Here is a 17,410-nt window from a genome sequence, read left to right on the forward strand (position 1 = left end):
AGCAAAGTCGCTAGTCAGTAAGTTAGGAGCACTCGATGGAGCAAGTGATTGTCACCCCCGATTACCGGCCTGATGAAGGGCTGCGCTTCTCGTGGGATGAGGGATTTGAGATCGTGGTCTCTGCGACTCGATCGGAAGTGCTCATTAAGGCCAACCGTGCGGGGCTCACTTCATTGGCGCGACACCTTCTTACGCTTGCGCAGGAAGGCGTAAGCAATGGGATGCATGTCCATCTTACTGCTGACCAAGAGATCGAATCCGAGATTGATCTGATCCTGGAGCGGATGGCAGACTAAGCCTCTTCGACTCACATCCTTTTCGACTGACCGCAGCCTGTGTTGATAGACGCACCGAAGGCCCCGAGAATTTGCATCTGCAGTCTCGGGGCCTTCGGTGTCTCTGATACGTCAACTTCCGCTCCGCCTTGACGGCAACGGTGACGGCAACGTCAGTGGACGGCCATTGGGGCGGACGGTTCGTCGGTGCATCTCTGTGGTGAGCTGAGCGCGTTGCCGAGGGCGTTGATGGCTTGGCGTTGGAGTCGGAGTCGGACGTGGGCGTAGACGCCGGCGGTGACGCCGATGTGGGCGTGACCCAACAACTCCTTGATTACGACGAGGTCGCCACCCTGCTCCAGGAGAAGGGTGGCGGTCGAGTGGCGGAGGTCGTGAAAGCGGATGTGTCGGAGACCGGCCCGGTCGATGAAGCTGCGGAAGCGGCGGGTGAGGTTGGCCGGGTCGAGAGGCCGGCCAGTCGGGGTAGTGAAGACGAGGCCGCTGTCGCTCCAAACCAACCCGGCCTGCCTCCGCTCCCTGTCCTGCCGTTCCTTGTGCTCCTTGAGGGAGTGGAGGCATTCGGTAGGGAGGGCGATGCGGCGTTCGGAGGCGCGGGTCTTGGTGGGCAGGTGGGTGAGGCCGCCGGTTCGGGTGCGTTGGAGCGAGCGGTGGATGCTGGCTGTTCCGGTGGTGAGGTCGAGGTCTTCCCAGTGGAGGCCGAGGAGTTCGCCCTTGCGGAGGCCGGTGCGCAGCGCGAGTTCGTACAGGGCGTGGAGCCGGTCGGCGCGGGCCGCGTCGAGGAACTGGCGGGCCTCGGCTGCGGTGAGCGGACTGAAGCGCCTGGGCTGGTGCGTGGTGGTCTTGACGTTGCGCGCGACGTTCCGGGGCAGCTCGTCTTCGCGGACCGCGTGTTCCAGCGCCGACTTGAGCACCGAGTGCACGTAGGTCACGGTCGAAGCGGACAACCGCTTCTGGCAGCACTCGCCGACCGCGCAGCACCTCTTCCGCACAGCGTCGAGTCCTTGGGCGCAGCACTGGCAGGTGGTGCGGAGCCGGTCGAGGAAGGTGCGTACGTCCTTGGCGGTGAGCCGCGCGACTTTCTTGGTGCCGAGGCCGGGGATGAGGTGGAGGCGGACGCAGGCGGCGTAGCGGGTGTGGGTGTTCTCGCGAAGCCGGTGAAAGGCGACACTGCTGAGCCAGTACGTCAGGTAGTCACCGAGCGTGCTGTCGGCGGTGGCGACCGGCAGCCCGCGGTTGCTGTCGGCGATCTTCTCAACGAGTTTATCGGCGGCCTCTCTGCGGGTGGTGCCGTAGACGCGGACGCGTTTGCGGGTGCCGTTGGCGGCGAGGACGTAGCCGGCGGCTTCCCAGCGGCCGTCTCTTCGCTGGTAGATGGTGCCTTCTTCGTTGGCGCGGGCCTTCTTGCGCTTGGGGGCGGTCATCGGGCGGCCTCTTCCAGGTGGCGCCGTACGTAGTCAGCGAGGGCGTGAGTGGGGATGCGGCGGGCGCGGCCGATGGCCAGCGAGGCCAGGCGGCGGGTGCGCAGAAGGTCGTAGAGGGCCGAGCGGCCGATCTTGAGGCGGGCCATAGCCTCGGGGACGGTGAGGAGTTCGTCGTCACGCACCGGCTGTCACCGCCTGTTCGCGTGTCGGGCCGCCGTTGATGAGTGCGGCGAGGCGTTCGAGGTCGGGGGTGAGGCCGGTGCCGTCGTAGGCCCAGTGGGCGAGGACGAGGGTGGTCGGTGAGGGCTGTGGCGGCGTTGCCATGCGGCTCGGGCGGCCCGGAGGGCGCCGAGGGTGGTGGAGTAGGTGCGGGTCTTGGTGGAGAAGTGGCCGCGGAAGCCGAGCATGTGGGCCCACTTGCGCAGGTTCAGGTGCTTGAGGTCGTCGCGGGGCCGAGGGCCCATGCGGTGCGGATCATCCGGGCGGCGTGCTCAGGTACGGACTCGAACCAGAGGTCGGTGATCTTCTTCAGGCGGTGGTCGAGGGTTCCGGTGGCGGCTTCGGCGTACTTGGCGGCGTGCTTGGCGACGTATCCGGCGACCTTGCCCTCGGTGATCGTGGTCCCGCCCTGGAAAGCGGAGGACCGGATGACCCTGGTGTCGATCTGCTCGCCGAAGTCGAAGGAGCGAGCGCGGCCGTTGACCTCGGGCCCGTCGATGTGGGCGCGGGTGGCTGCGATCCGGATGGCGTCGGCGAGGAGTTCGGGGGTGGCCCAGGCGGGCGGCGGGGTGTAGAGGCCTGCGGGGCCGTCGAGGCGGATCACGGCGAGGAAGTGGATCAGTCCGCGCTGCTGGTACTCCGCGACCTTGGCATACGAGACGCGGGCGACCCTGGAGAGCAGTCGTTGCGGGAGGCCGGCTGCGGCGGCGATGGTGCGGCGCAGGTGGAGCATGAAGCGGGCCCACAGGGCCGGGACGTGGGCGTTCCACAGGACGGCGCCGGTGTAGTCGTACCGCTCGGGGGCGAGCGGGGTGCCGAGGAGCGGGTCGTCCTTGGTGTGGGTGCGTCCGCAGCGGCAGCGGGCGGAGCCGCAGGTGCGTCGCCCGTGGACGGGGCCGTACGAGGGTGCGGTGAGGGTGGCGAAGACGCGGGGGCGGGCGGCTACCTGGTCGGGGATGGTCTTGCCGCCGCGCAGGCCGGCGGCGATGAGGTGGTAGGTGTCCTGGCGGTAGAGCTCGGCACAGGAGGGGCAGCGGGTGGTGCGGCGGTTGCCGCAGCGGACCAGCAGGTGCCCGGCGGGCAGCTCCTTGGACTTCAGTTCGCGCAGGATCTCGCCGGTGAAGGCGTCGATCTCGGTGCGCTGACCTTCGAGCCGGAGCGGCTGGGCGCAGCCACCCAAGGTGGACAGCTGCCGTACCACGCCGAGCAGGTTCCGGTACCCGGTGAACGTGGGCAGCGCGGGTGCGGCCGGGTCGGGGCGGGGGATTGTGGTGGTCGGGGTGTGCGGTGGCATGCTGGCGGGACCTCTCTGGACTGCGGCACGCGTGTGCCGTGGATGGATGGGAGGGAGGCCCCGGCGAGGGCGAGGGTTTGGCGACTACACGCCCTTGCCGGGGATCACTGCGTAGCGGGACCAGGAGGCGGCGGTCACGCGGCTTTGTCCAAGTCGATGTGGTCGGGCAGGTCGCGGACCTTGAGCCCTTCGGCGCACATGAGGTCGTTGATCTGCCAGCAGGCTTCGGTGGGCAGGTAGACCGAGCGCAGTCGGACGGGGGTGCGCATGTCGCCGACGGAGGCGATGGACACGCCTTGCGGCATGGTGCGGTCGGCGGCGGTGATGTCCAGTTCCCGGCCGTCGGGGAAGAGGTGCAGGAAGTCCTCGACGGTGTCGACGCCGTGGCAGATCCGGGCGGACAGGTTGGTGCGCACGGCGGTGGTGAGCACGTCGGCGGAGGGCTTCTGGGCGAGCAGCCACAGCCGTATGCCGAACTTGGCGCCCTGGCTGACGATGGCCAGCAGCTCGGCCTCGAAGCGTTCGCGGGCCTTGCGGTCCGGGTGCCGGGTGCAGTTCGCCACCTCGTCGATCACCACGAGCAGCAGCGGCAGCTCGGGGCTGAACTCGGTGATGCGGTCGGTACGACCGGGCCAGAACAGCCGCTCGCCGCGCTGCGTCTCCTCGCGGACCCAGCGCAGGATCTCGGTCGGCTCGTCTGGGTGGATGGCGTCGGAGACCTTGAAGGCGGTACGCCACCAGGGCGCGACCGCGCCGAGGTTGGGGTCGATCGTGATCAGACGCATGTCTCCCATCAGGGATGCGTAGGCGAGCAGGGTGTTGACCGTGATCGACTTGCCGGAGCGGGTGAGGCCGGCGACCAGGGCGTGCGCGGAGTAGGCGAGGTTGAGCACGATCGGGGTGCCGTCCTCGTGCCAGCCGAGGAGCACGTCATCGGTGGAGACGAACTGCCCCGGTCGGCACACCGGGGAGCCGTCGGGACCGAGCAGTGGTGAGCGGATCACAGCCTCCAGCGGCTCCCGCCGAAATCCCCGGGCGACGATCACTCCGGGCTTGGGCTGGCTGATCCGGATGCGCCGCACCACCGAGCACGGCTGGACGAGGGACTCCGCCGAGGCCACGGCCCGCCTCCTGCGCATCGCCGCCACCTACCGCGAGGAGGACGTGCAAGCCCCGACCTACGGCCTCGGTCGCCCCAAAGGATGGATCGCCTTCCTCCCGCCAGCGAGGACAGCCCCTGCCCGCGCCTCCGCGCCGCGACCGAAACGAGACATTCGTCGCCGCTCACCCCCACCGCGCCGGCCCCGTCCCTCACTGATGGCAGAAGCCCCGGGCGGAAGCTATACGGAGCTCGACGACTGCAAGACAGAACTGCTCTTAGACTCTGGCCGAACGCGAAGGGAAGCCGAACGCGCCAGGGCCAGCTGACCAGAGCGGTGCGGCAGGCTCTCACCTTCCCAACGACGATGCGCCGCTCAGCGCTCGCTGGACCTCGGCTGCGGGGAAGGGGGTGCCCTTGCTTTGTGTGATCAGGCGGTGGTGGAAGTCGTCCAGGACGATCGCGTGCCGTGCGTGACGGCCGATGATCGCGCAGATGTCTTCCGGAACGCCGGAGGGTTGGTGGCCTGCGACCCATTCGCGCAGGAAGGTCCCGTGGTCGGCGCCACCACGCACGCTGTCGGGAAGGTGATGGCGAAGCAGGTGGCCCGGTGCGTAACAACGGTCGTACACGAGGTGATCGGCCAGGAAGGTGTCCTCTTCCGCCGAGAGTTCGAAGTCGCGGCTCAGGGCCAGCCCGAAGTCAGCGAAGTACACCTGCCGGCCGTCGGTGAGCAGGTTGGAGAAGTGCGCGTCGAAGTGGACCATCCCGCGCGCACCCATGAACTCCGTTCCCCGCCGCAGCGCATCCTCGACCCATAGGTAGGGCGACTGGCCTCCCCGTTCTTGCCAGCCCACGTTCCGTGCCTCGCCGAGCCACGCGCCGAGTGTCTGGGGCACATGCTCCAGGAAGAGCGCCAGGCTGAAGGATGACCGTCCGATGGCTTCCAGCCTGCGGCGCACCGCTGGCGACCCGTCCCAATGCGCCACGGCCCCCTCAACGCCCCCGAACTCGTCGGCGAAGCTGGTGGGGGGACTGTCCGGCAAGACCCGCCAGTGATACAGCAGCGGGAATCCCGCGTATTCGTCCTTCAGCACCCAGCCTGTTGTCAGGATGTGCGCTGCCAGCTCACGCCAGGCACCGAACCCCGCCGATCCCACCCCGTACTGATAGAAAAGGGGAAGATCGAAGAGGTTAGCGGTCGACCGTACGTGCTCTGGCTGCAACTCCATGTCGGTCAGCGGGATCCGCTTGACGAAGACGCGCCTCCCCGTCACCTGCATCTCAGCCGACCTGCCGCCGATGCCAGAGCCGATACTCGCTGCGGCAGCTACGGCATCCTCCAGCCGCCGGTCACTGATCAGGGACAGCCGTGCGCCCACATCCGCATACGCGAACACTCGCGCGGCATGCCCTGACTCGATCACATCCATGAGCAGCTCCAGACTGACATCACAACTGACTGTTGTCGATCACGGCAGGCAAACCGACGTGACTCCGGAAGTCGTCGCCAACGTACTCCCCTTGAAGCGCCACGGCTTCCCAGCGGCCGTCCTTGCGCCGGTAGACTGTTCCGTCGCCGTTGCCGCGCACGCGGCGGGAGGGGTTGGTGTCTCGGGGCGTGGTCATCAGGCGGCTTGCTCGTTGAGGCGGGTGCGGAGGAGGTCGTAGACGGCGGAGCGGCCGAGCTGGAGGCGGGCCATGACCTGTGGCACCGTCAGCAGTTCCTCCGGCGCACTCTCCGGCTGGCGGGGCGGGACCGGTTCATGTGCGGTCATCAGCAGCCCTCCTTCCGCGATGAACTGCCGTGCGAGTTCTCTGCGGTGCCAGACTGTGGCGGCGAGCAGCAGGTGCGGATGACCCTGCCGCACGTGCCAGGCGACGGCCAGGCGGGCAGGGGCCGGGCCGGTTCCGTCGCACGTGATACAGGAGAGCGGGGCGCGGTGGGGCAGAAGGATGGCGCCACGGCCCTGGCGGAGGCGGCAGAACAGGGAACGGTCGAGGGGGTGTGGGAGGCGTCCGCGTACTTGGCCGCGGAGGCGGACTCCGCTTGATCGGTGAGTCCGGCGTTGGTGCCGAAGGCGGCGATCTGTCGGATGTCGAGCTGTACGTTCCAGGCGAGTTCGCGCTCACCGCTCGCGTCCGACTCGACCGAACGCGGCCCTGTGAGGTGGCGGCACAGGTGGCTGGGGGCTGCGTCTGCCGTCGGAGCCGTCGAGCCGGATGACGCCGTGGAAGTGGACCAGGCCGGTGTTCTGGCCATCCGGGAGGACACGTCGACCCACCGCTGTCCGAGCGGCTCGTCGACTGCACCGCCCGGGTGCCGAGCCAAACAGAGTGGTCGGCACCCGGGCGGTGCATACGCTCGCAGTCGAGGGCCGGTCCGCCGGGATCTCCGGCGAACCGGCCGACCGGCCGACGGTGGGTCAGACCCCGCCGTGCTCCGCGTAGGCCGTCAGCTCGGCGAGGAACTCCTCGCGGACGGCGGGGGCGGCCCAGGAGATCTCGATCGCGTTGCGCTGGAGGCGCACCAGGTCGGCGTCGGAGAGGGACGCGGGCTCGCGCAGGGCGGCCAGGTTCTCCGCGACGTAGCCCGGGAAGTACGCGGGGTCGTCGGAGTTGACCGTCACCTTGACGTCCTGGTCGAGCAGGGCGCGGATCTCGGCGGCCTTCATGCCGTCGGTGACATGCGCGTTGGAGATCGGGCACACCGTCAGGCCGAGGCCGCGCTCGCGGATCCGCTCGATCAGCGACGGGTCCTCCAGGGCGTTCACCCCGTGGTCGATGCGGTCGACGCCGATCTCCTCGATGACCTGGCGGATGTGCTCCGTCGAGTTCTTCTGGTCGACGTCGCAGTGCATCGTCAGCCGGAAGCCCTCGGCGCGCGCCCGGGCGAAGACCTCGCGGAACTTCACCGGAGGGTTGCCCGCCTCGTCCGAGTCCAGGCCGACGCCGGTGATCCACTCCTTGTAGGGAAGCGCCTGCACCAGCGTGGTCATCGCGAACTCGGCCTGGAAGTCGCGCAGGAAGCACATCACGAGGCGGCCCCGGAAACCGGTGGCGCGCTCGGCGTCGTCGAGGGCGCGGGTCAGACCGCGGATGACGGTGTCGAAGGCGATGCCGCGCGCGGTGTGCGCCTGCGGGTCGAAGAAGATCTCCGCGTAGCGCACGTTCTGGGAGTGCGCCTTGGCCGCGTAGGCCGCCGCGAGGTCGTAGAAGTCCTGCTCGGTGCGGAGCACGGACATCCCCTCGTAGTAGACGGAGAGGAAGCCGGGCAGGTCGTGGAAGTCGTACGCGGCGCGCAGCGCGGTCTCGTCGGCGTACGGCAGCTCGATGCCGTTGCGCTGCGCCAGGGCGAACTTCAGGCCGGGTTCGAGGGTGCCCTCGATGTGCAGGTGCAGCTCGCACTTGGGCAGGCCGGCGATGAACGCGTCCACGCGGGCGGGTTCGGTGGTCATGGTGAACTCCTCGACTGGATACGTCAGTTGGCGGCAGGGTTCAGGATGTCGACGACGTCCTGGGTGTGGTAGTTGACGACACCCAGGTCGGTCACGGCGTACTCCGGGATGGCGGTGATCTCCAGGAAGATCAGGTAGCCGAAGGCGGAGGGGAGTTCACAGCCGAGCGCGCGAGCGGCGGCCTCCAGACGGTCCTCCGCGGCGGCCATCTCCTCGGGGGCGAGGTCGGCGACGATGCCGGCCACCGGCAGCGGCAGGAACTCCTTGATCTCACCGCCGTCCACGACGACCTGGCCGCCACCGTGCTCGGCCAGGTGGTTCACGGCCAGGGCCATGTCGGCGCGGTCGGCACCGACGCAGACGATGTTGTTGTCGTCGGGGGCGGCGGACGAGGCGATCGCGCCGGAGCGCAGGCCGAAGCCGTTGATCATCGCGGTGACGGTGCCGCCGCCGTTCTTCCCGTAGCGCTCCGACACCGTGACGTACAGGGCGTCCTGCGCGAGGTCGGCGCGGACCCTGCCGTCGACGACCGGCAGCGTCATCTCCACGCCCTTGCGCACGAACGGCACGGTGCGGTCCATCTCGACGACCAGGACCCGGGCCTCGTCGCCCTCGGTCGCGACACCGATCGAGTCCTCGGTGACCGGGGCGACCCGGAAGGCGGGGGAGAGGGCGGCGGAGCGCTCCGGGGCCCGCGGCGCCTCGATGGTCCGGCCGCCCTCGGCGACCAGCTTGCCGCGCGCGAACACCCGCTCCACCTGGAACGACTCGGGGGAGTCGACGATCAGCACGTCCGCGTAGCGGCCCGGCGTGATCGAGCCGACGAGGTGGTCGACGCGGTACATCTCCGCGCAGTTGAGCGTCGCCATCTGGATCGCCTCGACCGGCCGCACGCCCGCCGCGATCGCCATGCGCACCAGCTTGTCCAGGTGGCCCTCGCGCAGGATGTCGGCGACGTGCATGTCGTCCGTGCAGAAGCCGACGCGCCGCGACTGGGCGCCGAACTCGGTGACCGTGCGCACGTTCTCGTTCATGAAGTGCGCCACCGACGATTCACGGATCAGCAGCGACATGCCCGCGCGCAGCTTCTCCAGTGCCTCCTCGGCGGTGTAGCTCTCGTGGTCGAGCCGGACGCCCGCGGCCGAGAGCGCGTTGATCGTGGTGGTGGCGGCCATGGGCGCGCAGCCGAAGATCGGCAGACGGTTGCGGTGGGCGAGTTCGAGGGCGCGCAGCACCTTCTCGTCACGGTTGAGGACGAACTCGGCGACGGTCTCCCACACGCCGAAGCAGTCCGCCCAGTCCTGCGTCTCGGCGTGCTCGTCCGGCCCGAAGGAGAAGCCGACCGTCGTCTCGGGCAGCGTGTACGGCGTCTTGAACGGCGCCCCCCAGAAGATCTTCATGGGGCTCGCATCCGCCTCGCGCAGCGCCTCACGCACCCCGTCCAGGCCTGCGACGACGAGGAACTGGTCGAGCCCGGAGACGACCGAGGTGGTGCCGTGGCGGACGGCGGCGTCGGCGAACATCGTCACCGACAGCTTCGAGCACTCCAGGTGCAGGTGTCCGTCGATGAGCCCCGGCGTCAGGTACTTGCCGGTCGCGTCGACGATCTCGGTGTCCGGGCCCTCGTACGCCGAGACGTCGCCGGTCGCGGCGATCCGGTCGCCCGTGATGGCGACGTCGGCCGGGTAGATCTCGCCGGTGCAGACGTTGACGAGCTGTCCGCCCCTGATGACGCGGTCGGCCTTGACGACGCCCTCGGAGGCGTCGATGAGCGCGCGGAGGCTGGGCTGGTTCATGCGGTTGGCTCCAGAAGTGGTACGAGGGCGGAGAGGAAGGCGTGAGGGATCAGGCGGCGGGGGACAGTTCGGCCTCGGCCCGGACGTCGCGGCGGGCGAGCAGCCAGTACGCGACGCCGGCGACGAGGGCCCCGGCGAACACCGAGAGATCCAGGCCGCCCGCGGCGCGGGAGAGCGGGCCGACGAAGACGGTGGAGTCGACCCAGAGCACGGCGGCGGCCAGACCCAGCAGCACCGCGAGCAGACCGGCCGGGCGGACGCCGCCCCGGTGCCAGTAGATGCCCCGGCGGCCGGTCTCCCCGGGGAACAGGGACGGCACGTCGTAGCGGCCCCGGCGCAGCGCCCAGTCGGTCAGGTAGACGGCGGCCCACGGGCCGAGCCACAGCACGATCAGGCTCAGGAAGTTCGACAGCAGGGTGTAGAAGTCGGCGGAGAAGACCGCCCACAGCGTGATGCCGGTGCACAGCGTCAGGTCGATGAAGACGACCATCCAGCGCTTGATCGGCAGGCCGACGGCCAGGAGGTTCAGGCCGGAGGAGTACATGTCCGTGGTGTTCACGGCGAGCAGCGAGACGATCGCGAGCAGCAGGTACGGCGTGCTGAACCAGCCGGGCAGGATCTCCGGCAGGCCGGAGATCGGGTCGGCGGCGTTGGTGGTCGCGGTGGCCACGGCGGCGCCGAGGATCTGGAGCAGGATGTTGGGCACCATGCCGCCGAGCGCGGCGCAGGCGAACACCTTGCGGGGCGCCGAGTCGGCGGGCAGGTAGCGCGAGTAGTCGCTGCCCATGTCGGCCCAGGACAGGCCGCCCGACGCGGTGACCATGGCGAGGACCAGGGAGACGGTGACGAGGGAGGGCGCCTCGCCGTGGCCCGCGAAGTCCGCCTTGGGAAAGACGAGGAACGCCATCACCGCGAACATCGCGGCGAAGATCCAGGCGAAGTACTTCTGCACCTTCATGATCAGGTGGTAGCCGGCCAGCGGCAGCAGCATCTGCAGACCTGCCGCGACAGCGATGACCAGCAGCTTGACGGGTGTACCGGCGGTGACTCCGGCCTGGTCGAGCAGCGCGAGCCCGGCGAGCACGATCAGCACCATGCCCCCCGCCTCGAACCCGACGAGCATCACCCAGCTCAGCAGGGCGGGGAGCTTTCCGCCGCGCGGACCGAAGGCGGCCCGCGAGATCGAGTGCGTGGAGGTGCCGGTGCGCGGGCCCTGGAGGCTGGTCAGACCGGTGACGGCGAAGCCCAGCACGTTGCCGGCGACGATCAGCGCGACCGCGTACCAGAAGGACAGGCCGAAGGAGACGACGAGCGCTCCGTAGACGACCGTGAAGACGGTGGTGTTCGTCCCGGCCCAGAGCCCGAGGAGCCGGCTGGGCCCGCCCTGGCGCTCCTCGGCGGGTACGGCGTCGATGCCGCGCTGTTCGACCGTGAAGACGGACGCGGTGGAGGCGGTGGGCGGGGTGGTCCCGGTGGATCCGGGCGGAGCGGCGGTGGTGGCCTCGGCCATGGTCGGCAGGCGTCCTTTGCGGACTCGCGTCCCGGCCTGGGGGGACGGGACGGGGGATGTACGGGGAGGTCCGGCGAGGCCGGAACACGGGGCGCACGACGGTGTGCGAGGGGGTCGGCAGTCCGCTGGGCGCGCCCCGGGTATTCACGGAGGCTTGCCCAAACGTTTTGGCAACGCAGCGGACGGTACTGCCTAAACGTTTTGGCAGTCAAACGGTAAGCTCGACGCCATGTCAGATGTCACAGAGCCGACGGGGCTCGGCCGGCCCCGGAACGCGCGTGCCGCCTCCCGCACGCCGGGCGCGCCCAAGGGGGGCGGGCTGCGCGAGGTCGCCCGCCGGGCCGGTGTCTCCGTCACCACCGCCTCGCACGCGCTCAACGGGGTCGGCCGGGTCGGAGCCGACACCCGTGAGCGGGTCCTCGCCGTCGCCGCGGAGATCGGCTACCGCGCCAATCCCAACGCGCGCGGGCTGCGCGGCGCCCGTACCGGGCTGCTCGGTCTGACCCACCGCACGGCCGTCGAGGGCGGCATCACCGACATCGAGTACTTCGTCAAGATCGTGAACGCGGCGACGTGGACGGCGATGGCGCACGACTACTCCCTCGTGCTCGTCCCGCCGTCCCTGGACGGGCGCCCCTTCGACTCGCTGCCGCTGGACGGCACCATCGTCATCGACCCGCTCACCGACGATCCGCTGCTCGGCCGTCTCTCCGGCATGGGCGTCCCCGTCGTCACCACCGGGCGTGACCTGTCCCGCAAGGACGCCTTCCCCTGGGTCGACAACGAGCTGTCCACCTGCGCCGTCGCCGCCCTCGACCATCTCGCCGCCACCGGCGCCCGCCGCATCGGACTGCTGACCGGATCGACCGGCCAGTCCTACGACGAGGACGCGGCCGACGCCTACCGCGACTGGTGCGGGCGAACCGGCCGTCCCGTGCTCATGGACCGGGCCGAGTCCGGGACCGATTCCACCGCCGCCGCGCACCGCCTGCTCGCCCGCCCGGACCGGCCCGACGCGCTGTACGTCGTGATGGAGAAGTTCGGCTTCGCCACCCTCGCCGTCTGCCGCGAACTCGGCCTGGGCGTTCCCGACGACGTGCAGATCGTGGTGGGCGCGGACGGGGAGTTCGCGCGCAGCGCGCGCCCCGAGCTCACGGCGCTCGACCTTGCCCCGGAGGAGATCGGCAGACAGGCGGCCGAGCTGCTGATCGACGTGATACGGCGGCCACCGCCGGCCGGAGCCCGGCCCGAACACCGTCTCGTCCCGGCCAGGCTGCTGCCGCGCGCCTCCACCCGGCCGGTGCGCACGGAGCACTGAGGCTCCGGACGGCGCCCGAGGACACCCGGTGCGGCGGCAGGGCCCGGACCGGGGCGGTCCTGGCGCCGACGGATCCCCGGCCCCCGCCTCGACGGCGCTCCCGCACGGCCCGGCGGTCCCCGCCGGGCCGTGCGGGCGTCCAGCCGGACGTTTGTCTCCGAGGCGCCGCAGGGGTGGACGCCGAGTGGGCTCAGGGGCCCGGCTCCGGCGCGCACCGCTCCTCCGGTCGCCCGCGGCTCACTCGCGCAGGGACGGCTCGGCGACGCCCCCGCCCAGGAGGTCGCGCAGCAGGCGCGTGGCGGGCAGGGCGGAGTGGAGGTACACGTACTCGCTCCGGAGCTCGACGACCGCGAGCAGGGTGCGCAGCGTGTCCACCGCTTCCTCCGCCTGTCCCACGTGGTGCTGGGCCTGGGCGAGCAGGCCCAGGTGGAGGGGCTGGCGGATGCGTGTGCCGCTCAGGCGCAGTTCCGCGAGCGCGTCCTTCATCTCGGCGATCCCCTCGCCCCGCCCGGAGTGGGCCAGCGCCCACCCCAGCGGCAGGCGGAGCATCATCTTCCAGTAGTACAGACCGTGCTCGACGGCCAGCCCGATGCCCTCGGCGCAGGAGGACCGCGCCGTCTCGACATCGCCCTCCCAGGTGGCCACCACCGCATGGGCGTAGAGGGCGTGGATCCGGTCCCAGGGCCTGCTGTCGTACCGCGTCAGCCGCAGCAGGCCGCGGCGCTGCTCGGCCACCGTGTCCCGGTCGCCGGTCAGCCAGCGGGCCAGCACCTCGTAGCACCGGAAGTAGACGCGCGGGTCGGACTGGTACATCCGCTCCGGAAGCCGTCCCTCGCGGGAGTAGCGGTCGGCCAGCCCGACGCCGTGCTCCAGCTCCGCCAGCGCCTCGGACAGCCGGCCGCGGACGAACAGTACGGTCGCCTCGCCGTACGCCGCACCGAGCCGGGCCGTCGGTTCGTCGGTCCGCTCCGCGATGTCCCGCAGCAGGAGAGCCAGTTGACGGGACTCGTCGTAGCGGCCGCGGACGAGGAGCGAGGCGCCGAGCATCGACAGGGCCGCAGGGTCGTCGGCGGTGCCCGCCTCCGCGGCGCGGCCCCGGTTGAACTCAGCCTCGGCCTCCGTGTCCCCGAACCCGCGTACATGCGCAAGCAGTTGGCCGAGTTCCAGATGCAGTCGGTGTTCCAGCTCGCGGGCCGAGGCGTCGTCCGGGAGCAGGCGGACGATCCGCATCGCACGGCGCAGCCATGTCTCGCGGTCGTCCGATGCCAGACGCGGCTCCGCGTTCGCGGCGGCGCGCAGCAGCCAGGGCAGGACGCGCTGCGCGGGCATGGCGCCCCTGGCGTGCCAGGCGTGGTGGGCGACGCGGTCGGCCTCCTCGGGGGCGCTCTCCGCATCCAGCCGCGAGGACAGGGCCTCGGCGTACCGGGCGTGCAATCGTTCGCGTGCCTCGTCGGTCAGTTCGGCGGTGAGCACCTCCTGGGCCTGGGGACAGCCGAGACGTAATCGTCCGGGGCGGTTCGGGTCCGGGGCCAGCAGACCGTACCGGATCGCCGATTCCACCAGCGCGATGGCCGAACTGCCGTCGGAGGCACGGCACAACGCGTCCACCTCGATGTCGGGGGCGACGACCGCGCACAGGCGGAGCAGCAGCAGGAACGGCTCCGGCAGCATGGCGAATTCCTGGCGCAGGACCTTGCGCGCGTACGCCGTGACGAGGCCGAGCAGTTCGTCCGTGGCGCCTGAATCGCGCAGGTCCCTCGCGCCGCCGAGGTAGGAGAGCATCTGGAGGACGAAGTACGGGCTGCCCGTGCCCTGGCGGTGCAACGCGTCCACCAGCCGCTCGTCGACACCCGGTCCGGCCTGGGCGTGGACCAGCGCGGCGACGTCGGACCGGGCCAGTCCGCTGAGCCGGAGGATCTCCGTACGGGGGCCCTTGAGCACCTCGGTCATCAACCGGAACCGGGAGGCGTCCGGCCAGGCCTCCAGGTCCCAGCCGGTCAGGACGATGCTGAGGCACTGTCCCTGACGGCGCGTGGCGAGCAGCCGCAGAACCTCCAGGGACGCGGTGTCCGCCCAGTGCACGTCCTCCAGCAGGAGCACCAGCGGACGACGCGCGGCCAGGGCGAACAGGATCTCGCAGACGGCGTCGTGCACCCGGAACGGGTCCCGGGAACCCTCCGGTTCGCAGCCCTGCCCACCGCTCGTCCCGGCCCCGCGCCAGCCGGGCAGCAAGGGGGCGAGCAGCGTTCCGAAGGGCGCCGCGGCTTCCTGGAAGGCGTCGGGCCGGGAGGTCGACAGCAGGCGCAGCACCTGCGTCCAGAGCCAGTACGGCGGGACGCCCTCCCCGGAGAAGGAACTGCCCCGCACCGTCTCGATGTCGCTGTCCCCGTCCCGGATCCGCTGGGCCAGTTCCATCACGAGATGGGTCTTGCCGAGCCCCGAGGATCCGAACACGCAGGAGAGATGGCCGCGGCCGTCGGCGGCACCGGCCGTCGCCACGACCAGGCGTCGCAGCTCCCGGTCCCGGCCCGTCATCGGCGGCGCCGTACCGGGCTTGCGCGGGGAAGGTTCGTAGGGGATGGGCCGGACCCGGGGGGCGCGGCTCCGGGCCGCCGGGCCGACGGCACAGGAACGGGCCGTGGTCGCCACCGCCCGGGGCGCCGCCCCGGACACCGGCGGGGCCCCGACAGAGACCCCCGCGCTCCCGGACGCGGCCCACCGCCCCGGCGCCCCGGCCGGCTCCTCGTCACCGAGCTCCTGCCGAAGGAGTGCCACGTGCAGCCGTTGGAGCTCGGCGGTCGTGTCCACGCCGTACTCCTCCACCAGATGGCCCCGCGTCCACTCGTACACCTTCAGCGCCTCCGCCTGGCGGCCCGTCCGGAACAGGGCGGTCATCAGATGCCCCACCAGACGTTCCCGCGTCGGGTGCTGGCGCGCCTCGCGCTCCAGTTCGGTCACCACCTCGGCGGGCCTCCCCAGCGCGAGCGCGGCCTCGGCGGATGCCTCCAGGGTGGTGAGGCGGACCTGTTCGAGCCGGGTGCTCTCGTCGGCGAGCGGCTGGTGGGCGGCGAACTCGGCGTACGGGGCGCCGCGCCACAGGGAGAGCGCCCGGGTGAGACGGTCACGGGCGGCGAGCGGGTCACGCGCCAGCAACTGCCGCCCGGAAGCCGCGAGTTGCTCGAAGCGCTGGGCGTCGACCTGATCCGGCGGCAGCTGGAGCACGTATCCCGGGGCCTGGTAGCGCAGCACCGAGGCACCACCGGGACCCCCCGCCGGGGCCAACGACCGGCGCAGATGGGAGACATGGCTCTGCAGCGTGGCGACCGCCCGCAGCGGGGGATCGTCCCGCCAGAGCCCCTCGACCAAGGCGGACGTCGGGACGACCCGGCCCAGTCTGATGAGCAGCAGGGCCAGCAGCGCCCGGCGGCGCGGCGGTCCGAGCGGCACCTCGTGTCCCGCGTACCGCGCCGACATCGGCCCCAGGACCTGGAGCACCGGCCCGTCGGGGGCGGGCGGGCGCGGGGGCGTCGCTGTGATCCCTATCCGACGTGCAGACATACTCGGCCCCATTCGTTCTCACGCTTGAGACGCGCCCGGTGAATTGATCCTAGAACAGCGGATGTTGCTTCCGGTGAATCGCGCCCGGTGAATGGCCGGTAAGCGATCAGGCGGCCGTTTCCCGGATATATCCGGGGAACCGGCAAGTGATCCGCAAGCGAATGGCAAGGGAAGCGGAGGGCACCGGGGACCGGCAACAGAATTCCGGCCAGCGCGCGGCAAGGGGGGTGGCGCAGCATGGGCACGGCGCCGCCGGTGGCGTGGGCCATCCGGCGCGGACCAGGGAGGCACAACGGTGTTGGCGGTTCTCTTCCCGGGGCAGGGCTCGCAGTTCCGCGGCATGGGCGCGGACGTCTTCGGTCGCTACCCCGGCCTCACGCGGTACGCCTGCGACCTCCTCGACTACGACCTCGTCGCGCTCTGCCGCGACAATCCGGACGACATGCTCTCCCGCACGGAGTGCACACAGCCCGCGCTCTACACCGTCAACGCGCTGCACGCGTTCGAGCGCGAGCGGCGCGAGGAGCCGCCCGCCGACTGCTACCTCGGACACAGCCTCGGGGAGTACAACGCGCTCCTCGCCGCCGGGGTCTTCGACTTCGAGACGGGGCTGAGACTCGTCAAGCGGCGCGGCGAACTCATGGCCGCGGCCACCGGCGGCGGGATGACGGCCGTCATGGACGTCCCGCCCGCGCGCCTGCTCGACGCCCTGGCCGAGGACGGCGTCGAGGGAATCGACCTGGCGGCCTTCAACACCGATGCCCAGGTCGTGATCGCCGGCAGCGACCAGGCGCTGCGCGCGGCCCACGCCGCACTGAAGCAGCGCGGCATCCGCCACGCCCCGCTGCGGGTCGGCGCGGCCTTCCACTCCCGGCACATGGAGCCCGTCCGCGCCGAATTCGAGAAATTCCTCGGGGAGTTCACGTTCGCGGAACCCCGGACCGCCGTGATCTCCAATGCGAGCGCGCGCCCACACGAACGCGACACGATCCCCGCCATGCTCAGCAGACAGCTCGTCGAGCCGGTCAGGTGGGCCGACAGCATCCGTCATCTCCTCTCCCTGGGGACAGGGCTGGAGTACGAGGAGATGGGCGGCCGTTCCCTCACCCGCATGGTGCGGAGCCTGATGAAGTCCGATACCCACAGCCAACCAGTCGAAAGCGCGGTGTGAGAGATGGACCGAGCGGGGCACATAAAGAAGCTCGTCGAGGACCAGTTCCTCGTTGAGTTCGACGACGAGCTGACGGCCGCGAGCGATCTCTTCAAGGCCGGGGTGATGGATTCCTTCGGGTACGTCCAGCTCCTGAGCGCCCTCGAAAAGGACTTCTCGCTCGACATGACGGACGAGGATTTCATCGCGAACGTCTTCACCTCGCTCGAAGCCATCGACGCCTTCGTGGCCAAGAAGATCGCCGAGCGCGACGACCACTGAAGCAAGGAG

The 17,410-nt window shown here is 70.6% G+C and carries 13 protein-coding genes and 2 pseudogenes; 4 read left to right on the plus strand and 11 right to left on the minus strand.

Annotated features, from left to right (window positions below; translation table 11 throughout):
• Positions 1–35 precede the first annotated feature (35 nt).
• Positions 36–296: a hypothetical protein gene (locus tag AB0E67_RS26070; protein WP_362031021.1), complete on the plus strand. Its 261-nt coding sequence runs from the start codon at positions 36–38 to the stop codon at positions 294–296.
• Positions 297–448: 152 nt separating this feature from the next.
• On the opposite strand, the gene AB0E67_RS26075 is transcribed toward AB0E67_RS26070, so the two are convergent.
• The 10 genes and pseudogenes from AB0E67_RS26075 to AB0E67_RS26120 form a co-directional block, all read right to left on the minus strand.
• Complete coding sequence (locus AB0E67_RS26075) at positions 449–1,717, minus strand: tyrosine-type recombinase/integrase (RefSeq protein WP_362031023.1); 1,269 nt, start codon at positions 1,715–1,717, stop codon at positions 449–451.
• On the minus strand, positions 1,714–1,899 hold the full coding sequence (locus AB0E67_RS26080) for a helix-turn-helix domain-containing protein (protein ID WP_362031025.1): 186 nt from the start codon (positions 1,897–1,899) through the stop codon (positions 1,714–1,716). The genes AB0E67_RS26075 and AB0E67_RS26080 overlap by 4 nt, the downstream gene beginning before the upstream one ends.
• Positions 1,892–3,146: pseudogene (locus AB0E67_RS26085) on the minus strand (replication initiator). The gene AB0E67_RS26080 and the pseudogene AB0E67_RS26085 overlap by 8 nt, the downstream one beginning before the upstream one ends.
• Before the next feature lie 218 nt (positions 3,147–3,364).
• On the minus strand, positions 3,365–4,351 hold the full coding sequence (locus AB0E67_RS26090; RefSeq protein WP_362031026.1) for an FtsK/SpoIIIE domain-containing protein: 987 nt from the start codon (positions 4,349–4,351) through the stop codon (positions 3,365–3,367).
• 328 nt (positions 4,352–4,679) lie between these two features.
• The gene (locus AB0E67_RS26095) at positions 4,680–5,762 is read right to left on the minus strand and encodes a protein kinase family protein (RefSeq protein ID WP_362031028.1); all 1,083 of its coding nucleotides are present in this window, start codon (positions 5,760–5,762) and stop codon (positions 4,680–4,682) included.
• A gap of 19 nt (positions 5,763–5,781) precedes the next feature.
• A complete protein-coding gene (locus AB0E67_RS26100) occupies positions 5,782–5,958 on the minus strand; it encodes a hypothetical protein (RefSeq protein WP_362031030.1) in 177 nt (58 codons plus the stop codon).
• A 20-nt stretch (positions 5,959–5,978) separates the two neighbouring features.
• Positions 5,979–6,107 (minus strand): annotated as a pseudogene (locus tag AB0E67_RS26105) (DNA-binding protein); the annotation flags it as partial.
• 648 nt (positions 6,108–6,755) lie between these two features.
• Positions 6,756–7,787 (minus strand): adenosine deaminase, encoded by a 1,032-nt coding sequence (gene add, locus AB0E67_RS26110; protein ID WP_362031032.1) that lies wholly within the window; start codon positions 7,785–7,787, stop codon positions 6,756–6,758.
• 23 nt (positions 7,788–7,810) lie between these two features.
• A complete protein-coding gene (locus tag AB0E67_RS26115; RefSeq protein WP_362031034.1) occupies positions 7,811–9,583 on the minus strand; it encodes an adenine deaminase C-terminal domain-containing protein in 1,773 nt (590 codons plus the stop codon).
• Between the two features lie 49 nt (positions 9,584–9,632).
• Positions 9,633–11,093, minus strand: coding sequence for a cytosine permease (locus AB0E67_RS26120; RefSeq protein WP_362031036.1), 1,461 nt, complete (start codon positions 11,091–11,093; stop codon positions 9,633–9,635).
• Positions 11,094–11,322: 229 nt separating this feature from the next.
• On the opposite strand from AB0E67_RS26120, the gene AB0E67_RS26125 reads away from it, so the two are divergent.
• On the plus strand, positions 11,323–12,411 hold the full coding sequence (locus AB0E67_RS26125; protein ID WP_362031038.1) for a LacI family DNA-binding transcriptional regulator: 1,089 nt from the start codon (positions 11,323–11,325) through the stop codon (positions 12,409–12,411).
• A 237-nt stretch (positions 12,412–12,648) separates the two neighbouring features.
• On the opposite strand, the gene AB0E67_RS26130 is transcribed toward AB0E67_RS26125, so the two are convergent.
• Complete coding sequence (locus AB0E67_RS26130; protein WP_362031040.1) at positions 12,649–15,969, minus strand: BTAD domain-containing putative transcriptional regulator; 3,321 nt, start codon at positions 15,967–15,969, stop codon at positions 12,649–12,651.
• 295 nt (positions 15,970–16,264) lie between these two features.
• Between AB0E67_RS26130 and AB0E67_RS26135 the strand changes: the two genes are divergently transcribed.
• Together AB0E67_RS26135 and AB0E67_RS26140 are read left to right on the plus strand one after the other, a co-directional pair.
• On the plus strand, positions 16,265–17,140 hold the full coding sequence (locus AB0E67_RS26135; protein WP_362031042.1) for an acyltransferase domain-containing protein: 876 nt from the start codon (positions 16,265–16,267) through the stop codon (positions 17,138–17,140).
• Positions 17,141–17,143: 3 nt separating this feature from the next.
• On the plus strand, positions 17,144–17,401 hold the full coding sequence (locus AB0E67_RS26140) for a phosphopantetheine-binding protein (protein ID WP_351518206.1): 258 nt from the start codon (positions 17,144–17,146) through the stop codon (positions 17,399–17,401).
• Positions 17,402–17,410 lie beyond the last annotated feature (9 nt).

The organism is Streptomyces sp. NPDC032161 (genome assembly GCF_040636995.1).
In the GTDB taxonomy this organism is placed as follows: domain Bacteria; phylum Actinomycetota; class Actinomycetes; order Streptomycetales; family Streptomycetaceae; genus Streptomyces.

Bases quoted from the DNA above. Each gene is read 5' to 3' on its own strand.
- AB0E67_RS26070 (WP_362031021.1), top strand. From the start codon at position 36: ATGGAGCAAGTGATTGTCACCCCCGATTACCGGCCTGATGAAGGGCTG.
- AB0E67_RS26075 (WP_362031023.1), bottom strand. From the start codon at position 1,717: ATGACCGCCCCCAAGCGCAAGAAGGCCCGCGCCAACGAAGAAGGCACC.
- AB0E67_RS26095 (WP_362031028.1), bottom strand. From the start codon at position 5,762: ATGGATGTGATCGAGTCAGGGCATGCCGCGCGAGTGTTCGCGTATGCG.
- AB0E67_RS26100 (WP_362031030.1), bottom strand. From the start codon at position 5,958: ATGACCACGCCCCGAGACACCAACCCCTCCCGCCGCGTGCGCGGCAAC.
- add (WP_362031032.1), bottom strand. From the start codon at position 7,787: ATGACCACCGAACCCGCCCGCGTGGACGCGTTCATCGCCGGCCTGCCC.
- AB0E67_RS26115 (WP_362031034.1), bottom strand. From the start codon at position 9,583: ATGAACCAGCCCAGCCTCCGCGCGCTCATCGACGCCTCCGAGGGCGTC.
- AB0E67_RS26120 (WP_362031036.1), bottom strand. From the start codon at position 11,093: ATGGCCGAGGCCACCACCGCCGCTCCGCCCGGATCCACCGGGACCACC.
- AB0E67_RS26125 (WP_362031038.1), top strand. From the start codon at position 11,323: ATGTCAGATGTCACAGAGCCGACGGGGCTCGGCCGGCCCCGGAACGCG.
- AB0E67_RS26130 (WP_362031040.1), bottom strand. From the start codon at position 15,969: ATGTCTGCACGTCGGATAGGGATCACAGCGACGCCCCCGCGCCCGCCC.
- AB0E67_RS26140 (WP_351518206.1), top strand. From the start codon at position 17,144: ATGGACCGAGCGGGGCACATAAAGAAGCTCGTCGAGGACCAGTTCCTC.